This is a genomic window from Methylobacterium sp. FW306-05-D, assembly GCF_058782155.1.
Window position 1 is genome coordinate 25806 of record NZ_JBYSXL010000032.1, and the last position, 24027, is coordinate 49832.

Sequence of the window (24027 nt, forward strand, 5' to 3'; positions counted from 1 at the left end):
CGGCTCCCGCCGCCGTGAGTCAACGAGAACGTTCGTTTTTAAGAACACGCCCTCGCAGAAGACCCTTTCCCGAATGCAGGACATGCGAGAAGATCTTGCGCTGGGATCTTCCAAGAAGCCCAAACACGCACCGACATCTGCGGATCGGCCCGGCATCATCTCTCGCCGTTTCGAAAATCTGCGCGGTCTTGTTCTCTATAAAGAACATCCGTAAGAGCCGGGCCGACCCGCCCGCCGGAGCCCCGACCCATGACCACGATCTCCCGGCCCCTGCCCATCGCGGTCATCGGCGGCGGCTTCAGCGGCATGATGGCGGCGGAGCAGCTGCTGCGCGCCCTGCCGCCGGAGCGCCCGGTCGCGCTCTACGAGCGGGACCACGCCTTCGGCCTCGGGCTGGCCTATTCCACCCGCAACCCCGACCACCTCCTCAACCTGCGCGCCGCCCAGATGAGCGCCGACCCCGAACGCCCGGAGGCGTTCTCGGACTGGCTGGCCCGGGCCGACCTCGACCCCGTGGAGCGGACCGGCCTGCGCGAGACCGAGGCCGGCACCTTCGCCTCGCGGGGGCTGTACGGCCGCTACCTCGCTGAGCGCTGGGCGCGCCTCAGCGCCGAGGCCGGCGACCGGCTCATCGCGGACAGGACCGGGATCGTCGATGTCGAGCCGGTGCCGGAGGGCTTCCGGCTGCACGGCGACGGCGTGCCGCCCCGGCTCGTGGCGGGCCTCGTCCTGGCAATGGGCAACCTCCCGGGGCCGGCGGTCGCGCCGAGCCGGTACCGGCTCGATCCCTGGCGCCCGGAGGCCTTCGGCGCCCTCGATCCGGGACGCGACGTGCTGGTGATCGGCACCGGCCTGACCATGATGGATTCGGTGGCGGCCCTGCGCCGCCAGGGCTTTCCCGGGCGCATCATCGCCGTGTCCCGCCGGGGGCTGCTGCCGAAGCCCCACGCGGCGGTGCCGCCGGGCCGGCGCCCCGACCTCACCCCCGAGATCCGGGCCTCGGCGCGCAGGCTCGTCGCCGCCGTGCGGGGCGAGATGGCCGCGGCCGCCGCGGCCGGCGCGGACTGGCGCGGGGTCATCGACGCCCTGCGGCCGATCACCGATGCGCTCTGGACCGGCCTGCCGCGGGCCGAGCAGGCGCGCCTCCTGCGCCACGTCCGCCCCTACTGGGACGTGCATCGCCACCGCACGGCGCCCCCGGCGGCGGAGGCCGTCGCGGCGGAGATCCGCGCCGGCGGCCTCGTCGTGCGGGCGGCGCGCCTCCTCGCCATCGACGACGGGCCGGACGGGGCGGTGGTGACGCTCCGCCCGCGCGGCACCGGCGGGCGCGAGCGGATCGACGCCCAGGGCATCCTCGACGCCACCGGCTTCAGCCGGCTCGCCGAGACCGACGACCCGCTGATCCGCAACCTGCTGGCCCGCGGTCTCGTCCGGCCCGGCCCGTTCGGCCTCGGGATCGCGGCGAGCCCCGGCGGCCAGGTCGCCGGCCCGCCGCGCGAATCGCCGATCTGGGCCTTCGGGCCGATGCTGCGCGGCGTGGTCTGGGAATGCATCGCGGTGCCCGACATCCGCGACGCGGCCCGCCCCCTCGCCCGGGCGGTGGCCGACCACCTGGGCGACCGGCTCGCCGCTTGAGCCTTTCGTCGAATCGCCCTTCGGCGCGACGCCGCTCTCCCCTTCGACTGATCTTTGGAAGCACATTTCCGTGCGATGTGGCTAATCTCAAGATGATCGGCAGCCCCCGCACGCCGCCGACCGGAGACGATCCGATGATCCAGCCGATGCAGCTCTCCCTCCGCCCCGCCCTCTGTTGCCCGAGCCTCGTACGCGACGCGACGCAGACAGGCAGATCTTTCGGCAGGGACGAGGACCATGAGCTTTCACACCACAGCCTTTGAGCCGGCCGGGGCGGCGAGCCCCGCGCTCCTCCTCGGGTCGCGCAAGGCCCGGCGCAGCTACGGCCGGGCCGCCGTCGCCGCGGCGATCGAGAACGGGCTCCTGCCCGACGAACTCTCCGAGATCCTGGCCGGCCGCAGGGTCGTCGAGGCCTTCCCCGTCGGCTGGCGCGAGAGCGTGTCGGATTATGCCGACCGGGCCGTGGCCGAGATGATGGTGGCCTACCTGAGCCAGCCCATCGGCTGACGCCCCACACCCCCGGACCGACCTGCCGACCAACCTGACGGATCGGGCTCCCGCGAGCCTCGGAGACGACGATGACGCATGCCCTCCTGTCCCGGCGCCGCCTGCTGCGCGCCGGCGCTTCGGTCGCGGCGGCCCTGCCCTTGGGCCTCGCCTCCGGCGCGGGGCGAGCCTGGGGACCCGGCCCCGGCCTGCCCTTCGATCCGGGGCCGCTCTGCCGGGCCGCGGCCGAGACCAGCGCCGCGACCGGCCCGCTGCGGCCGATCAAGCTGGTCTGGAACGCCAACGCGATCTGCACGGCCTCCGCGCCGGTCGCCAAGGAGAGCGGGATCTTCGCCGCCCACGGCCTCGACGTGGAATTCATCAATTTCGGCGGCTCGACCGAGGCGCTGCTGGAGGCCATCGCCACGGGGAAGGCCGATGCCGGCATCGGCATGGCCCTGCGCTGGCTGAAACCCCTGGAGCAGGGCTTCGACGTAAAGATCACCGCCGGCCTGCACGGCGGCTGCCTGCGCCTGCTCGGCGCCAAGTCCGCCGGCATCAGCGACATCGCCTCCCTGAAGGGCAAGACCATCGCGATCAGCGATCACGCGAGCCCGGCCAAGAACTTCTTCGCGCTGCTGCTCGCCGATGCCGGGATCGATCCGGAGCGCGAGGTCGAGTGGCGGCCCTACCCCTCCGATCTCCTCAACCTCGCGGTGGAGAAGGGTGAGGCCCAGGCGCTCGCCGATTCCGATCCGCGCACCTGGATCTGGCTCAAGGATTCCCGCCTCACGGAGGTCGCCACCAACCTGACCGGGATCTACGCCAACCGCTCCTGCTGCGTCGTGGCCCTGCGCGGCAGCCTGATCCGCAACGACCGGGCCGTCGCCACCGCGCTCACCCGCGCGGTGCTGGCCGGCGGCCATCGGGTCCATGCCGATCCGGAGGAGGCCGCCCGCGTTTTCTCGAACTATGGCGGCAAGGGCTCCGTGGCGGACCTGGCGGCGATGCTGCGCAGCCACACCCACGGCCATGCCCCGGTGGGCGCCACGCTGAAGCAGGAGATCGCCCTCTACGGCGACGAACTGAAGCGCGTGAACGTCCTGCGCCGGAGCACCGACACGGCGAAGTTCGCCGAGCGCGTCTATGCCGACGTGCTGAGCTGAGGGGCGCGAGCATGACGAGCGCCCTCTCGAACGCCCTCCCGCGCCGCGACCCCGCCGGGCCGGCCGCCGCCCCTCGTGCCGCGAAGAACCCGGCCCGGCCGCGCATCGGCGATGCGGCCGCGGGCCTGCGCCGCAGCGGCGCGATCGGGTGGGGTCTGGTCGCCGCCGGAGCCGCCTGGCTCAGCGTCGCGGCGGTCAGCGTCGGCCTGCCCGAGGACGGGGACTTCCCCTACACGGCGGTCTTCGCCCAGGGCGCCGCCGCCCTCGGCGGCGTCCTGATCCTGGCCGGTCTCGTCCGGACCCGGCTCGGGCGCCCCGGCGCACGCCTCGGGCATTGGGGGCCGTGGCTCCTGGTGCTCGGCCTCGGCCTGATCGCCTGGGAGCTCGTCACGGCGAAGTACGCGCTCCTGCCGATGCCGTTCTTTCCACCGCCCCAGGCGATCCTCGAAGTCTTCCTGGAGGACTGGCCGAAGCTCGGCGGCAGCATCCTGGCCTCGCTGAAGCTCCTGGCGGGGGGCTACCTGCTCGGGGCGCTGGCGGGCTTCGCCCTCGGCGTCGCGGTGGGCTGGTCGCGCAGAGCCGGCTACTGGGTGCATCCCATCCTGCGCTTCGTCGGCCCGCTGCCGGCCACCGCCTGGCTGCCCCTGGCCTTCTTCGTATTCCCCTCGTCCTGGTCGGCCTCGACCTTCCTGGTGGCCCTGGCCACGGGCTTCCCGGTCACGGTCCTGACCTGGTCGGGGATCGCGGCGGCCAACAGATCCTATTACGACGTCGCCCGCACCCTCGGCGCGTCGCAGAGCTTCCTGATCCGCAAGGTGGCGATCCCGGCGGCCCTGCCGCACGTCTTCGTCGGGCTGTTCATGGGGCTCGGGGCCTCCTTCGCCGTGCTGGTCGTGGCCGAGATGCTCGGCGTGAAGTCCGGCCTCGGCTGGTACCTGCAATGGGCGCAGGGCTGGGCGGCCTACGCCAACATGTACGCCGCGCTCATCGCCATGGCGCTGATGTGCTCCAGCCTCATCACCCTGCTGTTCCGCCTGCGCGACCGGGTGCTGTCGTGGCAGAAAGGCCTCGTCCAATGGTAGCCGCCCCGCTTGCGCACGCGACGCCCCGCGGCGCGGCGCTCGACATCCGCGGCGTCTCCCACGCCTTCCGGATCAAGGACGCGCCGCTGCCCGTCCTCGACCGGATCGACCTCACGATCGAGCCCGGCGCCTTCGTCGCGCTGCTGGGCCCCTCGGGCTGCGGGAAGTCGACCCTGCTGCGCCTCGCGGCCGGCCTCGAACCGCCCGATGCCGGGCGCCTCGACCTCGACGGCGCGGCCATCACCGGACCCGATCCGAGCCGGCTCCTCGTCTTCCAGGACCCGACGCTCTATCCCTGGCGGACCGTGCGGGGGAACGTGTCGCTCGGCCTCGAGGCCCGCGGCCTGCTGCGCCACAACCGCCACCGGGTCGACGCCGCGCTGGCCCGCGTCGGCCTTTCGGGCTTCGCCGAGGCCTATCCGCACCAGCTCTCCGGCGGCATGGCCCAGCGCACGGCCCTGGCCCGGGCGCTGGTCAACGATCCGCGCCTGCTCCTCCTCGACGAGCCCCTGGGCAAGCTCGACGCCCTGACCCGCCTGACCCTGCAGGGCGAGCTCGTCCGCCTCTGGCAGGAGACCGGGCTGACCGCCATCCTCGTCACCCACGACGTGGAGGAGGCGCTGGTGCTCGCCCAGCGGGTCGTCGTCCTCAGCGACCGGCCGGCGCGCATCCGCGCCGACATCGCCAACGACGCGCCCTATCCGCGTCACCGGGACGATCCCGACCTGATCCGCCGGCGCCGGGAGATCCTGGCGATCCTCGGGCACGACGCCTAGGACGGGTCTCCGGAGGGCGGGGCGGGGGACCGCCGGGCGCGGGTGTGCAGCAGGTTCAGGATCAGCGCGGTCCAGCCCGTCTGGTGCGAGGCGCCGAGGCCGCGGCCGGTGTCGCCGTCGAAAAACTCGTGGAACAGCAGCGCCTCCTCGGCGCCGGGGGCCGGCGGGATCGGCGGGCGGTCGCCGAAGATCGGGCGGCGGCCCTCCGCGTCCTTGGCGAAGAGGGCGATCAGCCGGTCCTCCAGGGCGTCCGCGATGGCCGCGAGGGTGAGGTGGTCGCCCGAGCCGGTGGGGTACTCCACCAGGAAGTCGTCGCCGTAATAGGTGTGGAAGCGGCGCAGGGCCTCGATGATGAGGTAGTTCATCGGCATCCAGACCGGCCCGCGCCAGTTCGAGTTGCCGCCGAACATGTTCGAGGTGGAATCGGCCGGGTCGTAGCGGACCGTGAAGGAGGCCCCGAACTCGTTGAGCGCATAGGGCTGGTCCCGGTGCGCCTTCGACAGGGAGCGGATGCCGTGGGCCGAGAGGAACTCGGCCTCGTCGAGCATCCGGCGCAGGAGCGCCTTCATCCGGTGGCCGCGCAGCAGCGACAGGAGCTTGCGGTCCTGCACGCCGCCCTCGTCCCAGCGCGAGACCAGGCAGGCGAGGTGGGGGCGGTTCTCCAGGAGCCAGTTCAGGCGCCGGGCGAAATCGGGCAGGCGCTGGAGCACCCAGGGCTCGATCACCTCGACGGCGAAGAGCGGCACCAGCCCCACCACCGAGCGGACCCGCAGGGGCAGCATGCCGCCGCCCGGGATGTCGACCTCGTCGTAGTAGAACTCGTCCTCCTCGTCCCAGAGGCCGAAGCCCTCGCCGCCCATGTCGGTCATCGCCTCGGCGATGAGGAGGAAGTGCTCGAAGAACTTCGAGGCGGTGCTCTCGTAGACGTCGTTGTGCAGCGCCAGCTCGAGGGCGATGCGCATCATGTTGAGGGCGTACATCGCCATCCAGGCGGTGCCGTCGGCCTGGTGGATGCGGCCGAAGCCCGGCGGCGGGCGCGAGCGGTCGAACACCCCGACATTGTCGAGGCCGAGGAAGCCGCCCTGGAAGACGTTGCGGCCCTCCGCGTCCTTGCGGTTCACCCACCAGGTGAAGTTGATCAGGAGCTTGTGGAACACGCCCTCCAGGAAGGCGAGGTCGCCGCGCCCGCCGCGCCGGTCGCGGTCGATCTCGAAGACCCGGTAGGTGGCCCAGGCATGGACCGGCGGGTTGGCGTCGCCGAACTCCCACTCGTAGGCCGGCAGCTGGCCGTTGGGGTGCATGTACCATTCGCGGGTGAGGAGCAGGAGCTGCTTCTTGGCGAAGTCCGGGTCGAGCAGCGCGAGCGGCAGGCAGTGGAAGGCGAGGTCCCAGGCGGCGAACCAGGGATATTCCCAGGTGTCCGGCATCGAGAGCACGTCGGCCGCCGCGAAGTGGCGCCAATGCGCGTTGCGGCCGCCGTCGCGCTCCCTCGGCGGGACAGGCTGGAGCGGGTCGCCCTTGAGCCAGAGCCGGACGTCGTAGGCGTAGAGCTGCTTCGACCAGATCAGGCCGGCGGCGGCCTGCCGGTAGATGGCGCGGGAATCGGCGTCCCCGATGCCGTCCTGCAGGGCCTCGTAGAAGGCGTCCGCCTCGGCGATGCGGCGGTGGACGATGGTGCCCTCGCGGTCCACCGGGCGCAGGCGCGCGCCGGCCGAGAGGCGCAGGGTGACCCGGGTGGTCTCCCCCGGCTCGAGCTGGCGGAAGTAGTGCAGCCCGACCTTGGTGCCGGCATCGCGCCGCACGGCGCCGTCGTCGCCGTCGACGATCGCCGCGTGCAGGCCGTCCTTGAACGGGCCGGGGGCGTCGGGCTCCCAGCCGTGCAGGCGCAGGTTGGTGTCGTTCTCGCAGAAGAGCGGATCGGGATAGCCGTCGAAGCTGAGCCGGTAGGGCCCGAGGCGGGGATGGTCGCAGGCGATGCCGCCGTCGTGGCGCAGGGTGAGGCTCGGGCGGCTCTGTGCGCCCTCCTCGCGCCACGACCAGGTGTTGCGGAACCAGAGCTGCGGGACGATGTGCAGGTCGGCGGTCTCGGGGCCGCGGTTCACCGCCGTGATCACCACGTGGATGTCCTCCACGTCCTCCTTGGCGTATTCCACGGTGACGTCGAAGAAGCGGTTCTCGGCGAACAGCCCCGTGTCCTCGATCTCGTATTCCGGCTGGTCGCGGCCGCGCCGCAGGCCCTCGCGCACGAGGTCGTCGTAGGGATAGGCCCCCTGGGGATAGCGGTAGAGGAACTTGAGGTAGGAGTGGCTCGGGACCGCGTCGAGGTAGTGGTAGACCTCCTTGACGTCCTCGCCGTGGTTGCCCTCCTCGTTGGCGAGGCCGAACAGCCGCTCCTTCAGGATGTGGTCGCGCCCGTTCCAGAGGGCGAGGGCGAGGCACATCTGCCCGCGCTCGTCGCAGAGGCCGGCGAGCCCGTCCTCGCCCCAGCGATAGGCCCGCGAGCGCGCCTCGTCGTGGGGCAGCGAGCGCCAGGCATTGCCGTCGCGGCTGTAATCCTCCCGCACCGTGCCCCACTGGCGCTCGCTCAGATACGGCCCCCAGAGGGACCAGGGCCGCTCGCCGCGCCCCTGTTCGGCGATGCGGCGCCGCTCCGCCCAGCCGTCGAGCTCGCTCATGCCGGCCTCCCGACGCCGCGGGTTCGCCGCGCCGGCGCCGTCCCGGTCCGGAACGGGGCAGGGCGGGCGGCCGAAACGGCGCGGGGACGAGGTGGGAAGGCGGTCATCGGGTCCGGGGGCCTGCGGGACGAAAGGCGGCTCAGATGCATCATCAGCGCCAAGCCGGCCAGGGGGCGGTGCGAATTCGCATCCGTGCCGGATGCGGACCGCGCCGGGGCGCTCACCACATCGTCTGGCGGGCCCGCTCGGCCCAGGCCGCGTCGTAGGCCTCGCCGCCGAGGCGGCCCTCGCTCAGCCCAGCCAGGATTCGGCCGGGGCTCGGCAGGAATCGGGGATCGACCCGGCTCTCCGGGCGCCACAGGCCGGACCGGATCAGCGCGCGGGCGCACTGGAAATAGACCTCGCCCACGCGGACCACCAGGGCGGTGCGCGGCGCCTTGCCGTCGACGGACAGGCCGGCGAGCAGGGCCGGGTCGTCCTCGATCACCGCCCGGCCGTTGACGCGCAGCGCGTTGCCGATGCCTGGGATGAGGAACATCAGCCCGACCCGCGGGTCGCGCACCACGTTACGCAGGCTGTCGATCCGGTTGTTGCCGCGCCGGTCCGGCAGGACGAGCGTGCGCGGGTCGGCGACCCGCACGAAGCCCGGGACGTCGCCGCGCGGCGAGCAGTCCAGCCCCTCCGGGCCGACGGTCGCGAGGGCGAGGAAGGGGGCCGCCGCGATGAAGCGCGCGTAATCCGGGGTGACGTGGTCGGCGACCTTGGCCGTCGCGGACTCGCCGACGGCGCCGACATCTCCGTAGATGCGCTCCAGCGCCTCGATCGTCTCGACGGCCGCCATCGGTTCTCCTCCCAGCCTGATGGGTCCCGGCAGGAACCGAACCCGTTCCCGCTTCGGCCAAGCCATGACCGAGCCCCGTGACGCCGCTGTGTCCGCCGCGCCACGGGCGGCCATCGTCGGCCGCGCGGCGGCACTAGTGGCGACGATCCGCGTTGCCCCCTCACAGCCACGCTTCAGTCCGACCGGAGAGCCGTCCCCATGACCCTCAAGATTCTCGCCGCCGCCTCGGCCCTCGTCCTGGCCGGTCTCGGCGCCGCCCAGGCGCAGGGCCTCGTCCAGGGCGCGCAGGAAGGGGCTGCCCGGGGCGAGCTGGCGGCCGGGCCCCTGGGCGCGGTGGTGGGCGGCGCGATCGGCGCCGCCGTCGGCACGGCCAACGGCATCCTCGGCGTCGACCGGCGCGAGCGCTTCCGGATCTATGCCAGCGCCGAGCGGCGCCCGTCCTACGCCTATCAGGGCACCGTCCGGGTCGGCGCGGTGCTGCCCGAGGACGGCGTGGTCTATTACGACGTCCCCTCGGAATTCGCCCTCAAGGGCTACAACTACACCATCGTCAACGACCACCCGGTGCTGGTCGAGCCGGGCACCCGGCGGGTGGTCGAGGTGATCGACTGAGAGGTGGTCGACCGATCGGCGCCGCGATCGGGCGGAGAATCGACCAAACGCCGCCCCTCGGCGTTGTCGGGCATGGTTGCCCTGCGCGGCCCTGTTCGACGACGATGAGGATTCGAGAGCATGAGACAGATCGCATTGGCCGGGCTCGCCGCTGCCGGACTGATCTCCGGCGCGTTCCTGGGGCCCTCTTCCGCCCGGGCGGCCGATTACGGCTACGACGCCTACGACGAACCCGAGACGGTGGTGACCCGCCGCACGGTGGTGGAGCGGCGCGTCGTCGTCCCGCCCCGCGACATCGTCCGCGAGGTCATCGTCGAGCGTCCCGTGGTGCCGCCGCGCCGGTTCGTGCGCGAGGTGATCGAGGAGCCGCCGGTGGTGTACCGGCCCCGGCCCGTGATCCGCGACGTGGTGGTGGAGCGCGAGGGCGTCTACGGCCTCCGCCGCTTCGGCCCGCGCCCGGTGGGCTACGGCGACGGACCGGCCTACGACCCCTACGATTGACGCGCCGCGCCGCCGGCCCCGATGACGCGGGCCGGCGGCTCAAACCTCGCCGGGCTTCGTCGCCCGAAGGGCGGTCCGGCCGTCCTTGCGGTCCTGGTCGCGCACGAGCCAGTGCACGGCCCCGAGGGCGAGGACGGCGGCGGCGAGGCCGAGCACGGTCAGGGGCTCCGTCTTGCTGGCGTCCAGGATGATGAACTTGCGGGCGAGCGCCAGCAGCGCGATCAGGATGACCGTGCGGAGCTGGATGATGCTCTCCTGACGATGTAGCACGCTCAGGATCGAGTGGTTGAACTCGAGGGCGATCAGCACCGTGAAGATCATGCCGAACACGGCCTGGAACACGCTGTGCTCGGCCGGGTCGAGCAGGCCGAACACCAGCAGTAGAATCACCCGGAAGCAGAGATTGACCATCGCCGCGACGATGATCAGCGCGATCAGGGCGGTGAGCCCGACTACGACGACCTCCTCGAAGCGCTCGTAGAGGCTGAGGCCCGGCCAGGCCCGGCGCGTCTCCCGCAGCGTGTCGAAGGCGGCCGAGATGTGGCGCCCGAGGGGCCGGCGCTCCGGCGCGCCGCCGGCTTCCGATGCGGATGGGTCCACGGTCGAACTCCCGGCTGGACTGTCTGGGGATGTCTCTGCTGGGGATGTCTCTGCTGCGGATTTTCCTTCCGGGGATTTTTCTGCGCCCATCATGCAGCCCGGCCGGTGCAGCCGCGCGGGACCCGATCCCCCGGGCGCAGCGCCGCCGAAATCCCGGCGGACGCATTCGGGTTCGGTACCGGCCCGGTGATGCCGGGGCGGACGCCCTCGATCGGCGCGGCGCCCGCGCGGGCGACGGAGCCCCGGGGCCGCTCGCGCGGGGGTGGATAGCGGCACGCGCTCAGTGCCCGGAACGGCAGAGGCGCCGACAGCACGGTGAGGCCGCCCGAGGCCGTGGCGGCGAGGACGAAGGCCGTCAGCATGGCTCCGTCCTCCGCTGCCAGGGCCAGCCGCCGCCGGCCCGGGGTCGGAGGCTGGCGACACCGAGGACCAGCACGGCGAGACCCAGTGCCGCGTGCAGGAGCGTCGGGCCGGCCGCCTGCCCGAAGGGCGGCAGCCAGGGAGCACCCACGAGCCAGGCGCCCACCGCGATCATGGCCCGGGCCTTCCAGGGGCGGAACCGCAGGGCGGCCGAGAGGCCGAGCCGGACCAGCAGGGCGCCGGCGAACGCGGCGCTCCACAGCCCCGGCGGGTCTCGGCCGGCCTCCGGAAGGGCGTGCGCCCCCAGGATCGCGGGCGAGAGCAGGAGCAGGGCGCCGAGCCCCGCGCAGAGAAGGCCGAACCGGGTCGGATTGTCGTGTGGGGTGCCTCTCATCGTCGTGACCCTCCTTCCGAGAAGCAAAGGTCGTCCCGTTGGTTCGGCGAGCCGGGCGGACAGGCCCGAGCGGCACCTGTCCGAGGCGGTCCGGCTGCGCCGGTGACGTCAGGCGGCGAGGCTTTCCTCCGCCGCGCGCGGGAGCGGGCACGGGATCGCCGCCGCGGGGGCCGACGGCCGCGGCGGCCGGACCGCATCGAGCCCGAGCAGCGCGGCCCGGACCTCGTCGAGGCGCGAGGGCTCCCCCTCCGCCATGCCCTCGGAGGCGGCCAGCTCCTTGAGGTACTCGTCCCAGGCCCAGCGCCGCAGGATCTCCCGCTTGACGCCGCGCGTCATGCGCGGGTGATCGAGGACCGCCCGCACGGTGCCGAACACCGCGGCCGGGTTGAGGAGCGCCCGCTCCCAGTCCGGATCGCGGCGCCCGGGGCCGGCGACGACGGCAAGCCGGGGCGTTCGGTACCGCACCACGCGTTCGAGGTTGCTCACGACCGTGATCATGGCCGTCTCCCGCCGCCGTCAGGGCCAGGGGAGGGCGGCCGTCCGCACGGCGGCGCCGGCGGCGAGGAAGACCAGGGCCATGTCCCAGGCCGTCACCGCCCGGGTGGCCGCCGCCGAGGCCGTGGCGCGACGCGAATCGCAGCGCGCCTCGTCGCCCGTGAGGGCCACGGCGAGCCAGAGCCCGCCGGCGGCGCCGAGCAGGGCCGCCAGGACCGGCCCCGTCAGTGCGGCCGGCAGGCGTGCGGCGAGCCCGACGCAGAGGCCCGTCGTGAGGAGGCCGTCGCCGAGCCGCGCGGCGTCGGCCGCGGCCGGCGCCCCGGTCTTCCCCCGGCGCCCGTCCGGTCGAGGGGACCCGAGCCGGAGAGGCCATGGTCTGCGCGCGAGGTTCGGCATGCCGCGCCTCCCGCTCAGTTGAGGCCGTCCGGCGGCGGCGGGTCGCCGGGGGACCGCGCCGCCCGATCCGCCAGGATCACGGGCGGGACGGAGGGGATCGCCGGCACCGCGTCCAGGGCCTGGAGCGCGGCCAGCACCGCGTCGAGGGGAACCGGCTCGGCCCGGCAACCCTCGAGGCAGCGCAGGGCCGGGCAGGATTCGACGGCGCGGGAATCCGAGGCCCAGGAGGCCAGGATGGCCCGCTTCTCGGCGAGCGACAGGCCGGGATAGGCCAGCACCTCGCGCGGATGCCGGAAGACGTCGCCCGGCGCGACGAAGGCTTCGAAAGGCTCGACGGCCGTCGCCCGGAGAGTGGCCGAGGCGAGGGGGCCGAGGCGCTCGATGGGGGTGTCCGACAGGTGCATCACATCCTCCTCTTCGTGAGCGAGGGATCATTCGGTCCGTGCTGGATCGGCGGGCGCGACCCCCAGGGTCCGCGCCCGCCGCGTCAGGCGTTCCGGGTGCCCGTCAGTGGGCCGTCTCGCCGGGCGTGCCGCCGCTGATCGCGATGCGGCGCGCCGAGGCCGGAGCCTGGGCCGAGCGGGGCAGCGTCACGCTGAGCAGCCCGTTCCGGAAGGTGGCGTGCGCCTTGTCCTCCTCGACGGCGAAAGGCAGCGCGATCGTCCGCTCGAAGCGGCCGTAGGACCGCTCGGTGTAGCCGCGGGCCGTGTCGCTCGTCTCCGAGCGCTTCTCGCCGCGCAGGGTGAGGACGCCGTCCTCGATCAGCACCTCGACGTCGCTCTCGTCGAGGCCGGGCAGCTCGGCCGACACCCGCAGGCCCTGATCCGTCTCCACGACCTCGACGCTGGGCCAGCCGGTGCCGGCCCGGCCGAGGGCGGGCACGCCGTTCAGGCCGGTGAAGACGTCGTCGAACAGCCGGTTCATCTCGCGGTGGAGCGTCAGGAACGGGCTCAGCGGTTCGGAGCGCATCGGGCCCGGCACGGCGGCGCCCGCGTTGCGGTTCCAGGGAAGCAGATCTCTCACACTCATGGCTCTCTCCATCAGCATGGTTGACGTTGGTTCGACCCCGGCGGACCCGATGGTCCGCGCAGGAGCTCAGGGGTGAAGGGGGCCGGTCCGTCCGCTCAGGCGGCCTCGGACTGCCCGGCCCCGTACCGGATGGCCTCGGACTCGCCGGACGGCGCCGCCACGGTTCGCGCGGGCGCATTGTCCTGTCCGACCGGGCCCTGCGGCGAGCCGATCGCGATGCGGCGCGGCTTCAGGGCCTCGGGCACCTCGCGCTTGAGCTCGACCGTGAGCAGGCCGTTCTCCAGGGCGGCACCCAGCACGGTGACGTGTTCGGCCAGGTTGAAGGTCTGGCGGAACGACCGGGCGGCGATGCCCCGGTGCAGGTACTGGCGCTCGCCCTCCGGGGCCTTCTTCTGGCCCGTGACCAGCAGGGTGGTGTCGTGCTGGACGAGGTCGATCTCGTCCGGCGTGAAGCCGGCCACCGCCATGGTGATGCGATAGCTGTCCTCGGCCGCCTTCTCGATGTTGTAGGGCGGCCAAGCGGTGGAGGCTTCCACACGCTCGGCCTGGGTCAGCAGGTCGAACAGCCGGTCGAAACCGACCGAGGACCGGAACAGGGGGGACACATCGTACGTCCTCATGACCACATCCTCCGTTGAGCAACGTGATGACGAGGGACGCCGGCCCCGTGGACCGGCGCCCTGATCGCGAGCCTTCGAGCCTCGCACGCGCGTAACGCGGACGCATGGGCGGGGTTCCTGCCGGAACCGACTTTTTTGGCCGAGCCTGCTCCGGTCGGGCTGCCCGTCCCGGTGCGACCTCTTCCGTCCGTCGTCCTGGTTCTGTCCGTCGTCCTGGCGATGTCCGCGCGGGCAGAACGGCCGCCCGGGCGCCGGCCGCGGGAAACGGGCAGGGGGGGGCGCGCTGGCCGCGGGCATCGCCCTCCCTTAAGCCTTCGCTGCCGGATCGAACGCAGGGAGACGACGGGATGAAGGTCGCCGTGATGGGGGCGGGGTCGGTCGGGTGCTATTATGGCGGGCTGCTGGCGCGCGCCGGGGCCGCGGTCACCCTGGTCGGACGGGCGGTCCACGTGGACGCGATCCAGGCGCGCGGCCTTCTCCTGGAGACCGCGACCGGTCGGCAAGCCGTGCCCCTGCGGGCCACGACCGAGGCATCGGGGGTGGCCGGCGCCGATCTGGTGCTGGTCTGCGTCAAGTCCGGCGACACCGAGTCGGTCGGCCGGGCGATCGCCCCCTTCCTGGCGCCGGACGCGGCGGTGCTGAGCTTCCAGAACGGGGTCGACAATCCAGAGCGGCTGCAGGCGGTGCTCGGCCGGCCAGTGGTTCCGGTGGCCGTCTACGTCGCCACCGGGATGCCGGGACCCGGCCATGTCCGCCATTACGGCCGCGGCGACCTGGTGATGGGTCCGTTTCCCCGCAGCGAGGCGGTGGCCGCCCTGTTCGCCGCCGCCGGCATCCCGACGAAGGTCTCCGAGCGCGCCCTCGACGCCCTCTGGGGCAAGCTGATCGTCAACTGCGCCTACAACGCCCTCTCGGCGATCACGCAGCTGCCCTACGGCCGCCTGCTCGCCGTGCCCGGCATCGAGGCCGTGATGACGGACCTCGTGGCCGAATGCGTCGCCGTCGCCGAGGTCTCCGACATCACGGTGCCGCCCGACATCCTGTCCCAGGTCCTGGCCCTCGCGGCGACCATGCCGGACCAGCTCTCCTCGACCGCCCAGGATCTGGCGCGGGGCAGGCCCAGCGAGATCGCCCATCTCAACGGGTTCATCCTGCGAAAAGGCCAGGCAGCCGGCCTCGCCACGCCGGTCAATCATACGCTGACCGCGCTGGTTCGGGCGGCCGAGGCGCGGGGCGCGCTTGGAGGACCTTGAGCCGCACCGGAACCCATCGGACCGGTCGTCAGCGCGGACGAGGGCACGGCGTACCGGCTCAAGCCGCTGGTTCGTGCTCGCCCAGAACGCGGCGGGACAGTCCCTCGTCAAAGGTCAGAGCCTGGGCCCGGAAGCGTCCCGCGAGGCTCGGGTCCTGCGCGGCGACCAGGCGGCTCGCGGCGGCATAGGCGATGGCGGAGACCTGCCGCACCCGCGTGGCGTCGCTGCGATCGATGAAGGCCAGGATCTCGTCGAGGCTGGCCCCAAGCTCCCAGGCCGTGTTCGTGAGACGGGCCCCGCTCACGGCCGCGGCGCAGTGCGAGAAGTAGCTGACGGCCGGCGCGAAGATCTGCCGAGCCTTCGAGAGCAGGAGGAGATCGGTGGCCGCCCGCTGATTCTCAGTCAGATCGAGCCCGATGCTGGAGGCGACGCGCGCCCGTCCATACCGATCACTGAATCGACGCACCACCGCCTCGTCCTCCGTGCAGACCAGGATGTCGCCTCCCTGCATCGACGTGTCGATCTGCCGGAAGAAGGCACTCAGGGGCGTGTAGCGCTGCAGGATCTGCATCATCCCGTCATTGACGAGATGCTCCAGGTCGCCGCGGTTGACGACATCGAGAATGTCGCCGCGGCGAACGTGAACTGCGGTGCAGGTCGGGAGGTCGATGCGCCTGCCGACGGTTGCGACGGCGTCACGGACGGGCGCGCTCCAGTTCACCCGCGACCACGCGGCTTCCAGGGCGCTGCCCAGATCGGTCTCGGCGGCCATGAAGCCGAGGAGCGGCCCTGGAAAGTCGTAGAGCGGGTCCTCGCCCTCATCGAGCGCCGCAGGCAGATCCTGCCGGCTCAGATCCGAGAGCGCGTTCATGGAATGATACAAGCTTCGAAGCCTCACATGCGCGGCCTCCTCGCTCGTCAGGATCTCTCCGCGCAAATCCGGATCGGGGTCTGTGAACATCGACCGATCGGCGAAGATCTCGAGCAGAAACCGAGGGTGCATCAGCTCGTAATCGGCATAGAGGCTCGCGCCGCCCAGCGGCGACCAGATCACCTTGAGCGGCAGGCCGAGCTGCTGCGCCAGGATGCGGGCATACAGTGCCGAGAGCATCCGCGTGCCGAGGCCATCGCCACGCGCCGTGTAGATTGCTTTCATTCGACGTCCATCAATCGCGGAGTGGCAACCACGAAACCGAACCGGCCGATCTGGGGTGCAGATCTACTGGAACCCATCGCACACCGACACGGGTCGAGCTAACGAAGATGTGCGACATTCGCCACGACGGAAGCGCCTGAGACCACAAAATCATGGCGTCGACCGCCGGACGAGAACCGGATACAGGCTGCGAATTCCGATTGGCGGCATGGCGCCCGGTCCACGAAGCATTGCCGCCGGCAAAGGCCGAGTGCTATCAGGGCCATGCCCGGCACAGGGCCCTGAGCAACACAGTCAGCCTTCGTCCGATCCGGCGGATGCCGGGAAGGTCTCCGGGCGTTTTTCGATGAGACGACATCCCGAGCCTCGGCGTCTCGCTTCCCATGGCATGGTTTGGATCGGCATGAAATTCCTGCGAAAGAGGAAAGCTTTTCAGCGACATATCCGCTTAATTCGCAAGACCGTCCTGTTCAACAGGAAGTTCTACAAGAAGAGCTACGGTCTCGGCCGCTACGTCAGCGCGGAACGGCACTTCTACACCGTTGGCTGGAAGATGGGCTTCAAGCCCTCACCGTTCTTCGACACGTCGTTCTACCTCAGCGCCTACCGTGACGTCCGAGATTTTGGCATCAACCCGCTGATCCATTACCTGCTGGACGGCGGCCCCGAATTGCGTCGTCCATCGGACGAATTCGACGTCCAAGCTTTCATCGCTGCGCATCCGACCCTCGACGTCACGAAGAAGACGCCGGCCGAGCATTGCGTCGAACGCTACGGGAGCTACCACTGGCGCGATCGATCCGCGGCTCGGCCAACGACGTCCGACGCGGCCGAAGCGACCTTCCGGTCGGTCTTCGATGCCAATTTCTACGTGTCCCACAACCCGGACGTCGCCGCAGCAAAGATCGATCCGCTGCAGCACTTTATTCATAATGGGCAGTTCGAGCACCGCGATCCAGCCTCGGGCTTCGATACCGACTTCTACCACCGGACCGTCGTGCGGCAGGGGGGGCGCGGCAAGAGCCTCGTCGACACCTACTACGAGCAGGTCCAGCGCACCGTCCCCGAGACGGCGAACGCCGAGGCGCTCTCCGTCGACTTGGAGAACCGCCCCGTCCAGGCAGCCGCGCCCGCGCTGCGCCTCTGCGTCCATGCGCATTGCTTCTACCCGGAGCTGATCAAGGAGCTAATTCCGGGCTTCCGCAACCTGCCGACAAGCGCCACCCTCGTCCTCACCACCGTCTCCTCGGCCGATGCGCAGTTCATCGCCCGCGCCCTGGCCCGGCATTCGGTGGTGCAGCCCACCGAGATCCGGGTCGTCCCGAACCGGGGTCGCGACATCGCTCCCTTCCTGGTCGGGTGCCAGGACATCTGGCGCGCGTTCGACATCGTCCTCCATCTCCACACCAAGGTCAGCACCCACGTCTCCTGGGGGGCGGAGTGGCGGCACTATCTCTTCGATCAGACCCTGGGATCGAAGGCGCTGGTCGACTGGGTCCTTGAGCGTTTCGCTGCGGACCCGAAGCTCGGCTGCCTGTATCCGCGCAATTTCTATCGGATCCGGGAATTCGTGAATGCCGAACAGAACAGCCGCGCGATCGGCGACTTCCTCGACGTCCTCGAACTTCCGGCCGATGCCGGCATTCAGCCGGACTACCCGGCCGGATCGATGGCCTGGTACCGGACCGCAAGCCTGGCGCGGCTCGCCGACGCCCTGACGACTCTCGAGCGATTCGAGGAGGAGGCGGATCAGGTCGACCTAACGCTCGCGCACGCCTTGGAACGGATCATGACGCTGGTCGTGCGCGCCTCGGGCTACGCGGTGCGCAACTACATGACCGAACGCCGGGAGCACCTGATCCCGGTCTCGGGGCTGCCTGATCGCGAGAGCAGCACGGCGGCGGCCGCCACGCTCTGGCCCCGGGATACGCCGCGGATCGCCCGGCGCCCGCCGCTCCCGGTGGCGCCCATCAACCGGCTCTACAACCCGGGCGCCCTCGACGTGCACTGGGTCCTGCCCGCCTTCGCGCAGGGGGGAGCCGGTGGCCACATGACGATCTTCCGACTCGTCGAGTGCCTCGAGCGCTTCGGACACCACCAGACCCTCTGGCTGCAGAATGCCGGGCACTTCGCTGATCAGGCCCTGGCTAAGCGCCTGATCCAGCGCTGGTATCGGCCGATCGGGTCGCGCGTCCATGTCCGCTTCCTGCAGGACGACGTGCGGCAGGTCTCGGCCGACGTGCTCATCGCGACGGATTGCTGGACGGCCTATCCGGTGGCGCAGGTGCAGAACGTCAAGGAACGCTTTTACCTGATCCAGGACTTCGAGCCCTATTTCCACGCCGCCGGTGACCTCGCGCTGATCGCCGAGGCCACCTACGATTTCGGGTTCGCCAATCTCTGTGCTGGCACCTGGCTCCTCGAGCGTATGCAGGCACGCGGCGGCTGGGCCCGGGCCTGGGAGCTCTGTGCCGACCACGAAGTGTATTTTCCGGGCAAGACTCTGCCCGCGCTCGCCGATCGGCCGCTTCGCATCGCCTTCTATGCACGCCGCTACACACCGCGTCGGGCTGTCACGCTCGGTTTCGCCGCCTTCGCACTATTGCGGCAGCGCGGATTTCCCTTTCAGGCCGAGCTGTTCGGCGAGGCGGATCTGCAGTTCGACGATGCGTTCCCGCATGTCCAGCACGGCATCCTGACCCCAAAGGAGCTCGGCGAACTCTACCGCTCTTGCGACCTCGGCGTGGTTTTCTCGACGACGAACTACTCGCTCATTCCGCTGGAGATGATGGCCTGCGGCCTACCGGTCATCGAGATCGACACCGAGAGCACACGGGCGATCTTCAAGGACGACGAGGTCACCTTCGCGGGGCCGATGCCCTACGCCATCGCCGACGCGATCGAGAGCCTCGCCGCCGATCCGGATCGCCAGGCCCTGCAACGGGCGCGGGGCTTTGCCTTCACACAAGTAACCTCCTGGGAACGCAGCGCCCGCGTATTGGAGGGCGCCCTCCTGGAGCGGCTCGGCGAGACCGGCTTCACACCGGTCTCCGTCGCCACCCTTCCCGCGCCCGCCTCGCGGAAAGGCACACGTGCCACGGTCTTCATCCCGACCTACAATGCCGGCCCGGACTTCACCCGTGTCCTCGACGCGTTGTCCCAGCAGAATTGTGATTTCCCCTACGACGTGCTCGTCATCGACAGCGGCTCGACGGACGGCACCGCGGAGCGCGTGCGGGAGCGCGGCGGCCCGTTCCGGGTCGAGACGATCAACAAGTCGGAGTTCCAGCATGGCCGGACGCGCAATCTCGGGATCGCCCGTTCCGAGGGCGACTACGTCGCGATCATCACCCAGGATGCCTGTCCGAAGAACGCGCGCTGGCTGTCGGCCCTGGTCGGTGGATTCGCGCGCGGCCCACGCGTCGCGGGGGTGATCGGACGACACGAGGCTTATCCCGAACACGATCCCTTCACGCGCCGCGACATGCAGGAGATGTTCGACGGCCTCGCGCTGCTCCCCGACGTGATCGATCGCGACGGCGGCCTGCCGAGCTTCATCTATCCCGGCAGTCAGAATTGGGGGATGACGATGCACTTCTACTCCGACAACAACTCGGCGATGTCCCGGGAAGCCTGGAAGATTCTGCCCTATCCCGAGGTGGATTGGGGCGAGGACCAGATCTGGGCGGCGGAAGCCCTGCGGCTCGGCTTCCAAAAGGCCTATGTCGACGAGGCGGTGGTCTACCACTCCCACGCCTTCGACGCGACGCAGCAATACGCTGTCTCGGCCACGGAGGGCCGGTTCTGGGCCGAACGTTTCGGGATCGAGCTCCACCCGGACTCGGAGGCGGCGATCAGCGGTATGAACGAGCGCGACCGGGCGTTCGCTCTACAAACGGGGATTCCCGAATCCGTCCGTCAGCGTCGATTCCAGCTGAATCGCGCGACCGTGGAGGGACGCAACGCTGGCTTAGATTTTGCCAGTCCATCCACCCGTTTATTTGTTCGAGCAGAATCGCGCCAACGAGGCGGGTGATGGCGGCCTCGTTGGGGAAAATGCCGACCACCTCGGTACGGCGCTCGATCTCCCCGTTGAGGCGCTCCAGGGGATTTGTGCTGTGGAGCTTGACCCGGTAGGCGGACGGGAAGCCGATGTAGGCCAGCACGTCGGGCTCGGCGGCGTCCATCAGGGCGGCAAGCTTGGGCACCTTTGGCCGGAGTTGATCGGCGACCATGCGCCATTGCTGACGGGCCGCCTCCGCGTCGTGCCTCGAGCAACCGCGGTGGCGATGAAGGCTGAGACGACACGGCGGCCCGAGCGGCCGGCATGGGCGAGGACGTTGCGCATGAAGTGAACCCGGCAACGCTGCCAGGTGGCGTTCATGACATTGGCCACCGACGCCTTGATGCCCTCGTGCGCGTCCGAGATCACCAGCTTCACGCCGCGCAGGTCCCGGCGAGCGAGCTTGCGTAGGAAGTCCGTCCGATGCGTCTCGGCTACCGATAGGCCGACATCCATGTCCAGCACCTCGCGACGGCCGTCGCCGTTGACGCCCACCGCCACGATTACCGCCACCGAGACGATGCGTCCGTCCTGGCGCACTTTGACGTAGGTCGCATCGACCCAGCGATAGGGCCACTCGCCCTCAATGGGGCGGTCGAGGAACGCGCCGATCCGCTCGTCGATCTCCAGCCACAGGCGCAAGACCTAGCTCTGTGACACGCCCGTGCCGCCCATGGCCTGGACGAGGTCATCGAGCGACCGGGTCGAGATGCCCTGGATGTAGGCCTCCTGAATCACGGCCGTCAGCGCCATCTCGGCCATGCGTCGCGGCTCCAGGAAGCCCGGAAAGTAGCCGCCCTTGCGCAGCTTGGGGGATATGCAGCTCGACCGTGCCAGCGCGCGTCTGCCAGTCCCAGTCGCGGTAGCCATTGCGCTGGACCAGTCACTCGGCGCTCTTCTCACCGTGGACGGCCCCGGTCAGGCCGCCCACCTCCAACTCCATCAGGTGCTCGGCCGCAAAGCCGATCATCTCGCGCAGCAGATCGGCGTCGCCGCCCTTCTCCATCAGCTCGCAGGGCGATCATCTCATCGGTCATCAGGGGGCTCTCGGGTTCGGGTTTGGCTCTCGCAACCCGACCCTCCCCGGTAATCACCGATGACCACCCGTCAGCTACACCACCGCCTGGTACACGACTGGGCGAAGAAGCGCGAGGGGCTGCCTGTACTACCTTCGAGGGCACGTTTCGAGAAAGCCCCTAGTAATCAACGTTTTATCTAAGTGCGAAACTGGGAGGTCTGCAAGATGCAGCCGTGATGCCTTTAGATGCAGCGAAAGCGATAGTGACAAGTCAGCGGTTTGAGACCGATATGCCCGATGCACTCATTTTGTTACGATCAACGACTGGCGCTGCCTTAACACGTTTTGAAGCGCTCAACCGCTTTCCGGCAGGCTGATCCGGCAGAAGGCGAGGATACGATACGCTGAAGTGGGCCGACCTGCGGGTCAAGGGCATGGTTGCCTTATTGCCCTATCAACGCTCACCGGCTCAGCTCAGCTTTCTGTCGAACGAGCACCATCGCGATTGATAGCAGCAGGATCGATTTTGATCAGAAACTCCATCGAAATCTGACCGAGCCCGAAGATGAAATTACAGAAAACGTCGCACGACAGTTCGCTCCATGATCAAACCTATGCATAGGGATCCAAATCCCCATACAAGGACATAGAAATAATCAACACTAACTCCGAGTTGAGGGTTGTAGGCAAGTCGATACCACTCGACGATCTGAACCATCGGATTCCACTTCATGAGCTGATAAAGCTCCTCGGGCAACAAATGGGGCAGAAAAAAAACACCCGACGTCAAATATATCGAGATTGTTACGACGATATAGCCCCATAACCAGGCGGGAAAGAACGACATTATACCAATATTAACAGCCCCAAGTCCCAAACCGAGCAGGAGCGCCATGCAGTAAGCTTCGACCAACATTGCAGGTTCGGCCGGGGTTGGATCGACACCAAGACAAATCAGTATCAGGAAGATAATAATCAGCCCTTGAAAACCCTTAACAATCTCGACGAAAAATCGAGAAATCATCACATCGAACGATTTAACTTGAGGATAATACATCAAAGGCCGATTTAAGACAACCGCCTTCATTGCTTCGCGAGAAGTATATTGAAATACGAGGATAGGTACAGCGCCGGTCGTAACAAAAAGAATGGGATCATTGCCCATTGGAGAGGACATGCCACGGAAAATCATTACTCCGACAATGACGAAGATGTGGACTACCGGCCAAAGCACGACAACTACGTAGCCCCAGTACGAACCACCAAAGCGGGTCCGCATGTCACGGAGCATCAACGCCCTGATGACATGGGCGTAGGCCTCTATGTTGCTACGTTTTGTCGGCCCTGCGTTTTTTAGGGGAGGCATAGTTTATTCCGATGTCATCGCTATTCGCTTGAATGATAGAACGCCAAATAGACGGAAATGCGGTTTTTTAAACGATTCGAGCGGAGTCCAAGCGGCTTAAAAGAGATGGGCATCTTCAGAACTTTTCGGGCAAGGAAAGCGCCAATGCCCGCAGCGAAATCCTCCAAAAAAGCGCAAACACGCCATCGACTCCGTTGCGATCACACTTTCGCGGCTTCAAAACGCCGGGTGCTTCGGGATCAGCCTCACCGAGGCAAGCAGGCGATGCCGGCAGCGCGCCCCAGATAGGCCGTCTATCTAGCAGGCTGCTGCAGAAGTCTGTAGCGGGGCGGCGTTGGAGATGATTCACTCTGCTTGAGCGAGCGGCGGAGTGTCAGGATGCGCGGGCGTGGGGCGGCTTCGGCCAACCTGTTCAGCTACGTGCGTCTGGAAGAGCGGGTACCGGCCGACCACCCGCTGCGACCGATCCGGGCCCTGGCTGACGAGGTTTTGGCCGGGCTGAACGAGCGCTTCGAGAGCCTGTACTCTGGGATGGGTCGGCCCTCGATCCCGCCGGAGATGCTGCTGCGGGCGACGCTGCTGCAGGCGTTCTTCTCGGTGCGCTCCGAGCGGATGCTGATGGAGCAGATCGACTACAACTTGCTGTTCCGCTGGTTCGTCGGGCTGGAGATCGATGCGCCGGTCTGGCACCCGACGGGGTTCACCCACAACCGCGACCGGCTCTTGGAGACGGAGGTGGCCCGCGCCTTCCTGTCGGGGCTGTTGGCGCTCAAGCCGGTCAAGCGGCTCCTGTCGAGCGACCACTTCTCGGTCGACGGCACCATGATCGACGCCTGGGCTTCGATGAAGAGCTTCCGTCCCAAGGACGGCTCGGGCGAGCCGCCGGGGCCGGGCCGCAAAGGCGAGCGCGACTTCCGCAAGGAGAAGCGCTCGAACGCGACGCATGCCTCGACCACCGATCCGGACGCGCGGCTCTACCGCAAGGCGGACGGCCAGGAGAGCCGGCTGTGCTACCTCGGCCACGCGCTGATGGAGAACCGCAACGGCCTCGTGGTGGACGCAAGCTTCACCCACGCCACCGGCACGGCCGAACGCGAGGCGACCCTGCTCATGCTCGACTGCCGTCCCCGTCGGCACCGGATCACGCTGGGCGCGGACAAGCTGTTCGATGTGGAAGCCTTCGTCGGCGACCTGCGGGCGCGGCGGGAGACGCCGCACATCGCCATCAACGGAGGGGTCGAAGACCGGCAAGGTCCGCAAGACCGCCTTCGACGGCCGCACGACGCGCCATGCCGGCTACGCGATCAGCCTGCGCTGCCGCAAGCGGATCGAGGAAGCCTTCGGCTGGATCAAGGCACAGGCCGGGCTGAGGAAGGTCAAGCTGAGGGGACGCTCGAAGGTCGAGGCGTTGTTCACCTTCGCGGTCGCCGCCTACAACCTCGTGCGCCTGCCCAGACTGCTCGCATCGCCTGCAGCCTGATCCCGGAATAGACCGCCCCCGAC

Annotated in this window: 21 protein-coding genes and 2 pseudogenes; 10 read left to right on the forward strand and 13 right to left on the reverse strand. The window is 69.4% G+C overall.

All coding sequences use genetic code 11. The features are described 5' to 3' along the window. Window positions 1-249: 249 nt before the first annotated feature. From AC3WLN_RS12875 to AC3WLN_RS12895, 5 genes are all read left to right on the forward strand, one after another. Complete coding sequence (locus AC3WLN_RS12875; protein ID WP_492481734.1) at window positions 250-1635, forward strand: FAD/NAD(P)-binding protein; 1386 nt, start codon at window positions 250-252, stop codon at window positions 1633-1635. A gap of 237 nt (window positions 1636-1872) precedes the next feature. Further along, window positions 1873-2142: a hypothetical protein gene (locus AC3WLN_RS12880; protein ID WP_492481736.1), complete on the forward strand. Its 270-nt coding sequence runs from the start codon at window positions 1873-1875 to the stop codon at window positions 2140-2142. 71 nt (window positions 2143-2213) lie between these two features. Further along, window positions 2214-3287: an ABC transporter substrate-binding protein gene (locus tag AC3WLN_RS12885; RefSeq protein ID WP_492481738.1), complete on the forward strand. Its 1074-nt coding sequence runs from the start codon at window positions 2214-2216 to the stop codon at window positions 3285-3287. 11 nt (window positions 3288-3298) lie between these two features. Further along, the gene (locus tag AC3WLN_RS12890; RefSeq protein WP_492481739.1) at window positions 3299-4369 is read left to right on the forward strand and encodes an ABC transporter permease; all 1071 of its coding nucleotides are present in this window, start codon (window positions 3299-3301) and stop codon (window positions 4367-4369) included. Next, window positions 4363-5145: an ABC transporter ATP-binding protein gene (locus AC3WLN_RS12895; RefSeq protein WP_492481741.1), complete on the forward strand. Its 783-nt coding sequence runs from the start codon at window positions 4363-4365 to the stop codon at window positions 5143-5145. Before AC3WLN_RS12890 ends, AC3WLN_RS12895 begins: the two co-directional genes overlap by 7 nt. Here AC3WLN_RS12895 and AC3WLN_RS12900 read toward each other — a convergent pair. Further along, window positions 5142-7820 carry an MGH1-like glycoside hydrolase domain-containing protein gene (locus AC3WLN_RS12900; RefSeq protein ID WP_492481743.1) on the reverse strand — a complete coding sequence of 893 codons (2679 nt, stop codon included), beginning with the start codon at window positions 7818-7820 and terminating at the stop codon, window positions 5142-5144. The genes AC3WLN_RS12895 and AC3WLN_RS12900 overlap by 4 nt on opposite strands. Before the next feature lie 220 nt (window positions 7821-8040). Continuing rightward, on the reverse strand, window positions 8041-8661 hold the full coding sequence (locus AC3WLN_RS12905) for a pyridoxamine 5'-phosphate oxidase family protein (protein ID WP_492481745.1): 621 nt from the start codon (window positions 8659-8661) through the stop codon (window positions 8041-8043). A gap of 198 nt (window positions 8662-8859) precedes the next feature. Between AC3WLN_RS12905 and AC3WLN_RS12910 the strand changes: the two genes are divergently transcribed. Together AC3WLN_RS12910 and AC3WLN_RS12915 are read left to right on the forward strand one after the other, a co-directional pair. Then, window positions 8860-9273, forward strand: coding sequence for a DUF1236 domain-containing protein (locus AC3WLN_RS12910; RefSeq protein ID WP_492481747.1), 414 nt, complete (start codon window positions 8860-8862; stop codon window positions 9271-9273). Window positions 9274-9393: 120 nt separating this feature from the next. Further along, on the forward strand, window positions 9394-9774 hold the full coding sequence (locus AC3WLN_RS12915; RefSeq protein WP_492481749.1) for a hypothetical protein: 381 nt from the start codon (window positions 9394-9396) through the stop codon (window positions 9772-9774). Window positions 9775-9813: 39 nt separating this feature from the next. Here the strand turns inward: AC3WLN_RS12915 and AC3WLN_RS12920 are convergent, their stop codons facing one another. From AC3WLN_RS12920 to AC3WLN_RS12955, 8 genes are all read right to left on the reverse strand, one after another. After that, entirely contained in the window at window positions 9814-10293 is a 480-nt protein-coding gene (locus AC3WLN_RS12920) for a phosphate-starvation-inducible PsiE family protein (protein ID WP_492481775.1), read from the reverse strand. 170 nt (window positions 10294-10463) lie between these two features. Further along, window positions 10464-10736 (reverse strand): hypothetical protein, encoded by a 273-nt coding sequence (locus AC3WLN_RS12925; RefSeq protein ID WP_492481751.1) that lies wholly within the window; start codon window positions 10734-10736, stop codon window positions 10464-10466. After that, the gene (locus AC3WLN_RS12930) at window positions 10730-11128 is read right to left on the reverse strand and encodes an SPW repeat domain-containing protein (protein ID WP_492481753.1); all 399 of its coding nucleotides are present in this window, start codon (window positions 11126-11128) and stop codon (window positions 10730-10732) included. The genes AC3WLN_RS12925 and AC3WLN_RS12930 overlap by 7 nt, the downstream gene beginning before the upstream one ends. Before the next feature lie 108 nt (window positions 11129-11236). After that, the gene (locus tag AC3WLN_RS12935; RefSeq protein WP_492481755.1) at window positions 11237-11626 is read right to left on the reverse strand and encodes a hypothetical protein; all 390 of its coding nucleotides are present in this window, start codon (window positions 11624-11626) and stop codon (window positions 11237-11239) included. An 18-nt stretch (window positions 11627-11644) separates the two neighbouring features. After that, window positions 11645-12019 carry a hypothetical protein gene (locus AC3WLN_RS12940; protein WP_492481757.1) on the reverse strand — a complete coding sequence of 125 codons (375 nt, stop codon included), beginning with the start codon at window positions 12017-12019 and terminating at the stop codon, window positions 11645-11647. Between the two features lie 14 nt (window positions 12020-12033). Continuing rightward, window positions 12034-12423, reverse strand: coding sequence for a hypothetical protein (locus AC3WLN_RS12945; RefSeq protein ID WP_492481759.1), 390 nt, complete (start codon window positions 12421-12423; stop codon window positions 12034-12036). 103 nt (window positions 12424-12526) lie between these two features. Beyond that, window positions 12527-13048 (reverse strand): Hsp20/alpha crystallin family protein, encoded by a 522-nt coding sequence (locus AC3WLN_RS12950; protein ID WP_492481761.1) that lies wholly within the window; start codon window positions 13046-13048, stop codon window positions 12527-12529. 95 nt (window positions 13049-13143) lie between these two features. Continuing rightward, window positions 13144-13668 carry an Hsp20 family protein gene (locus AC3WLN_RS12955; RefSeq protein WP_492481763.1) on the reverse strand — a complete coding sequence of 175 codons (525 nt, stop codon included), beginning with the start codon at window positions 13666-13668 and terminating at the stop codon, window positions 13144-13146. A gap of 347 nt (window positions 13669-14015) precedes the next feature. Here AC3WLN_RS12955 and AC3WLN_RS12960 point away from each other — a divergent pair, with 347 nt between their 5' ends. Then, entirely contained in the window at window positions 14016-14921 is a 906-nt protein-coding gene (locus tag AC3WLN_RS12960; RefSeq protein ID WP_492481765.1) for a ketopantoate reductase family protein, read from the forward strand. 58 nt (window positions 14922-14979) lie between these two features. Here the strand turns inward: AC3WLN_RS12960 and AC3WLN_RS12965 are convergent, their stop codons facing one another. Then, on the reverse strand, window positions 14980-15975 hold the full coding sequence (locus AC3WLN_RS12965) for a hypothetical protein (protein WP_492481767.1): 996 nt from the start codon (window positions 15973-15975) through the stop codon (window positions 14980-14982). A 655-nt stretch (window positions 15976-16630) separates the two neighbouring features. Here AC3WLN_RS12965 and AC3WLN_RS12970 point away from each other — a divergent pair. After that, entirely contained in the window at window positions 16631-20113 is a 3483-nt protein-coding gene (locus AC3WLN_RS12970) for a rhamnosyltransferase WsaF family glycosyltransferase (protein ID WP_492481777.1), read from the forward strand. On the opposite strand, the pseudogene AC3WLN_RS12975 reads toward AC3WLN_RS12970, so the two are convergent. Continuing rightward, window positions 20067-21177, reverse strand: a pseudogene (locus AC3WLN_RS12975) (IS256 family transposase); the annotation flags it as partial. The gene AC3WLN_RS12970 and the pseudogene AC3WLN_RS12975 sit on opposite strands and share 47 nt — an antisense overlap. Before the next feature lie 552 nt (window positions 21178-21729). Beyond that, a complete protein-coding gene (locus AC3WLN_RS12980) occupies window positions 21730-22524 on the reverse strand; it encodes an ABC transporter permease (RefSeq protein WP_492481769.1) in 795 nt (264 codons plus the stop codon). Window positions 22525-22902: 378 nt separating this feature from the next. Here AC3WLN_RS12980 and AC3WLN_RS12985 point away from each other — a divergent pair. Further along, window positions 22903-24004, forward strand: a pseudogene (locus AC3WLN_RS12985) (IS5 family transposase). The last annotated feature ends 23 nt before the right edge of the window (window positions 24005-24027 follow it).

Coding starts and splice junctions, on each gene's coding strand:
- AC3WLN_RS12900 (WP_492481743.1), bottom strand. CDS start 7,820: ATGAGCGAGCTCGACGGCTGGGCGGAGCGGCGCCGCATCGCCGAACAG.
- AC3WLN_RS12940 (WP_492481757.1), bottom strand. CDS start 12,019: ATGCCGAACCTCGCGCGCAGACCATGGCCTCTCCGGCTCGGGTCCCCT.
- AC3WLN_RS12925 (WP_492481751.1), bottom strand. CDS start 10,736: ATGCTGACGGCCTTCGTCCTCGCCGCCACGGCCTCGGGCGGCCTCACC.
- AC3WLN_RS12945 (WP_492481759.1), bottom strand. CDS start 12,423: ATGCACCTGTCGGACACCCCCATCGAGCGCCTCGGCCCCCTCGCCTCG.
- AC3WLN_RS12885 (WP_492481738.1), top strand. CDS start 2,214: ATGACGCATGCCCTCCTGTCCCGGCGCCGCCTGCTGCGCGCCGGCGCT.
- AC3WLN_RS12930 (WP_492481753.1), bottom strand. CDS start 11,128: ATGAGAGGCACCCCACACGACAATCCGACCCGGTTCGGCCTTCTCTGC.
- AC3WLN_RS12960 (WP_492481765.1), top strand. CDS start 14,016: ATGAAGGTCGCCGTGATGGGGGCGGGGTCGGTCGGGTGCTATTATGGC.
- AC3WLN_RS12980 (WP_492481769.1), bottom strand. CDS start 22,524: ATGCCTCCCCTAAAAAACGCAGGGCCGACAAAACGTAGCAACATAGAG.
- AC3WLN_RS12905 (WP_492481745.1), bottom strand. CDS start 8,661: ATGGCGGCCGTCGAGACGATCGAGGCGCTGGAGCGCATCTACGGAGAT.
- AC3WLN_RS12880 (WP_492481736.1), top strand. CDS start 1,873: ATGAGCTTTCACACCACAGCCTTTGAGCCGGCCGGGGCGGCGAGCCCC.
- AC3WLN_RS12895 (WP_492481741.1), top strand. CDS start 4,363: ATGGTAGCCGCCCCGCTTGCGCACGCGACGCCCCGCGGCGCGGCGCTC.
- AC3WLN_RS12970 (WP_492481777.1), top strand. CDS start 16,631: ATGGGCTTCAAGCCCTCACCGTTCTTCGACACGTCGTTCTACCTCAGC.
- AC3WLN_RS12935 (WP_492481755.1), bottom strand. CDS start 11,626: ATGATCACGGTCGTGAGCAACCTCGAACGCGTGGTGCGGTACCGAACG.
- AC3WLN_RS12955 (WP_492481763.1), bottom strand. CDS start 13,668: ATGAGGACGTACGATGTGTCCCCCCTGTTCCGGTCCTCGGTCGGTTTC.
- AC3WLN_RS12950 (WP_492481761.1), bottom strand. CDS start 13,048: ATGAGTGTGAGAGATCTGCTTCCCTGGAACCGCAACGCGGGCGCCGCC.
- AC3WLN_RS12875 (WP_492481734.1), top strand. CDS start 250: ATGACCACGATCTCCCGGCCCCTGCCCATCGCGGTCATCGGCGGCGGC.
- AC3WLN_RS12915 (WP_492481749.1), top strand. CDS start 9,394: ATGAGACAGATCGCATTGGCCGGGCTCGCCGCTGCCGGACTGATCTCC.
- AC3WLN_RS12910 (WP_492481747.1), top strand. CDS start 8,860: ATGACCCTCAAGATTCTCGCCGCCGCCTCGGCCCTCGTCCTGGCCGGT.
- AC3WLN_RS12890 (WP_492481739.1), top strand. CDS start 3,299: ATGACGAGCGCCCTCTCGAACGCCCTCCCGCGCCGCGACCCCGCCGGG.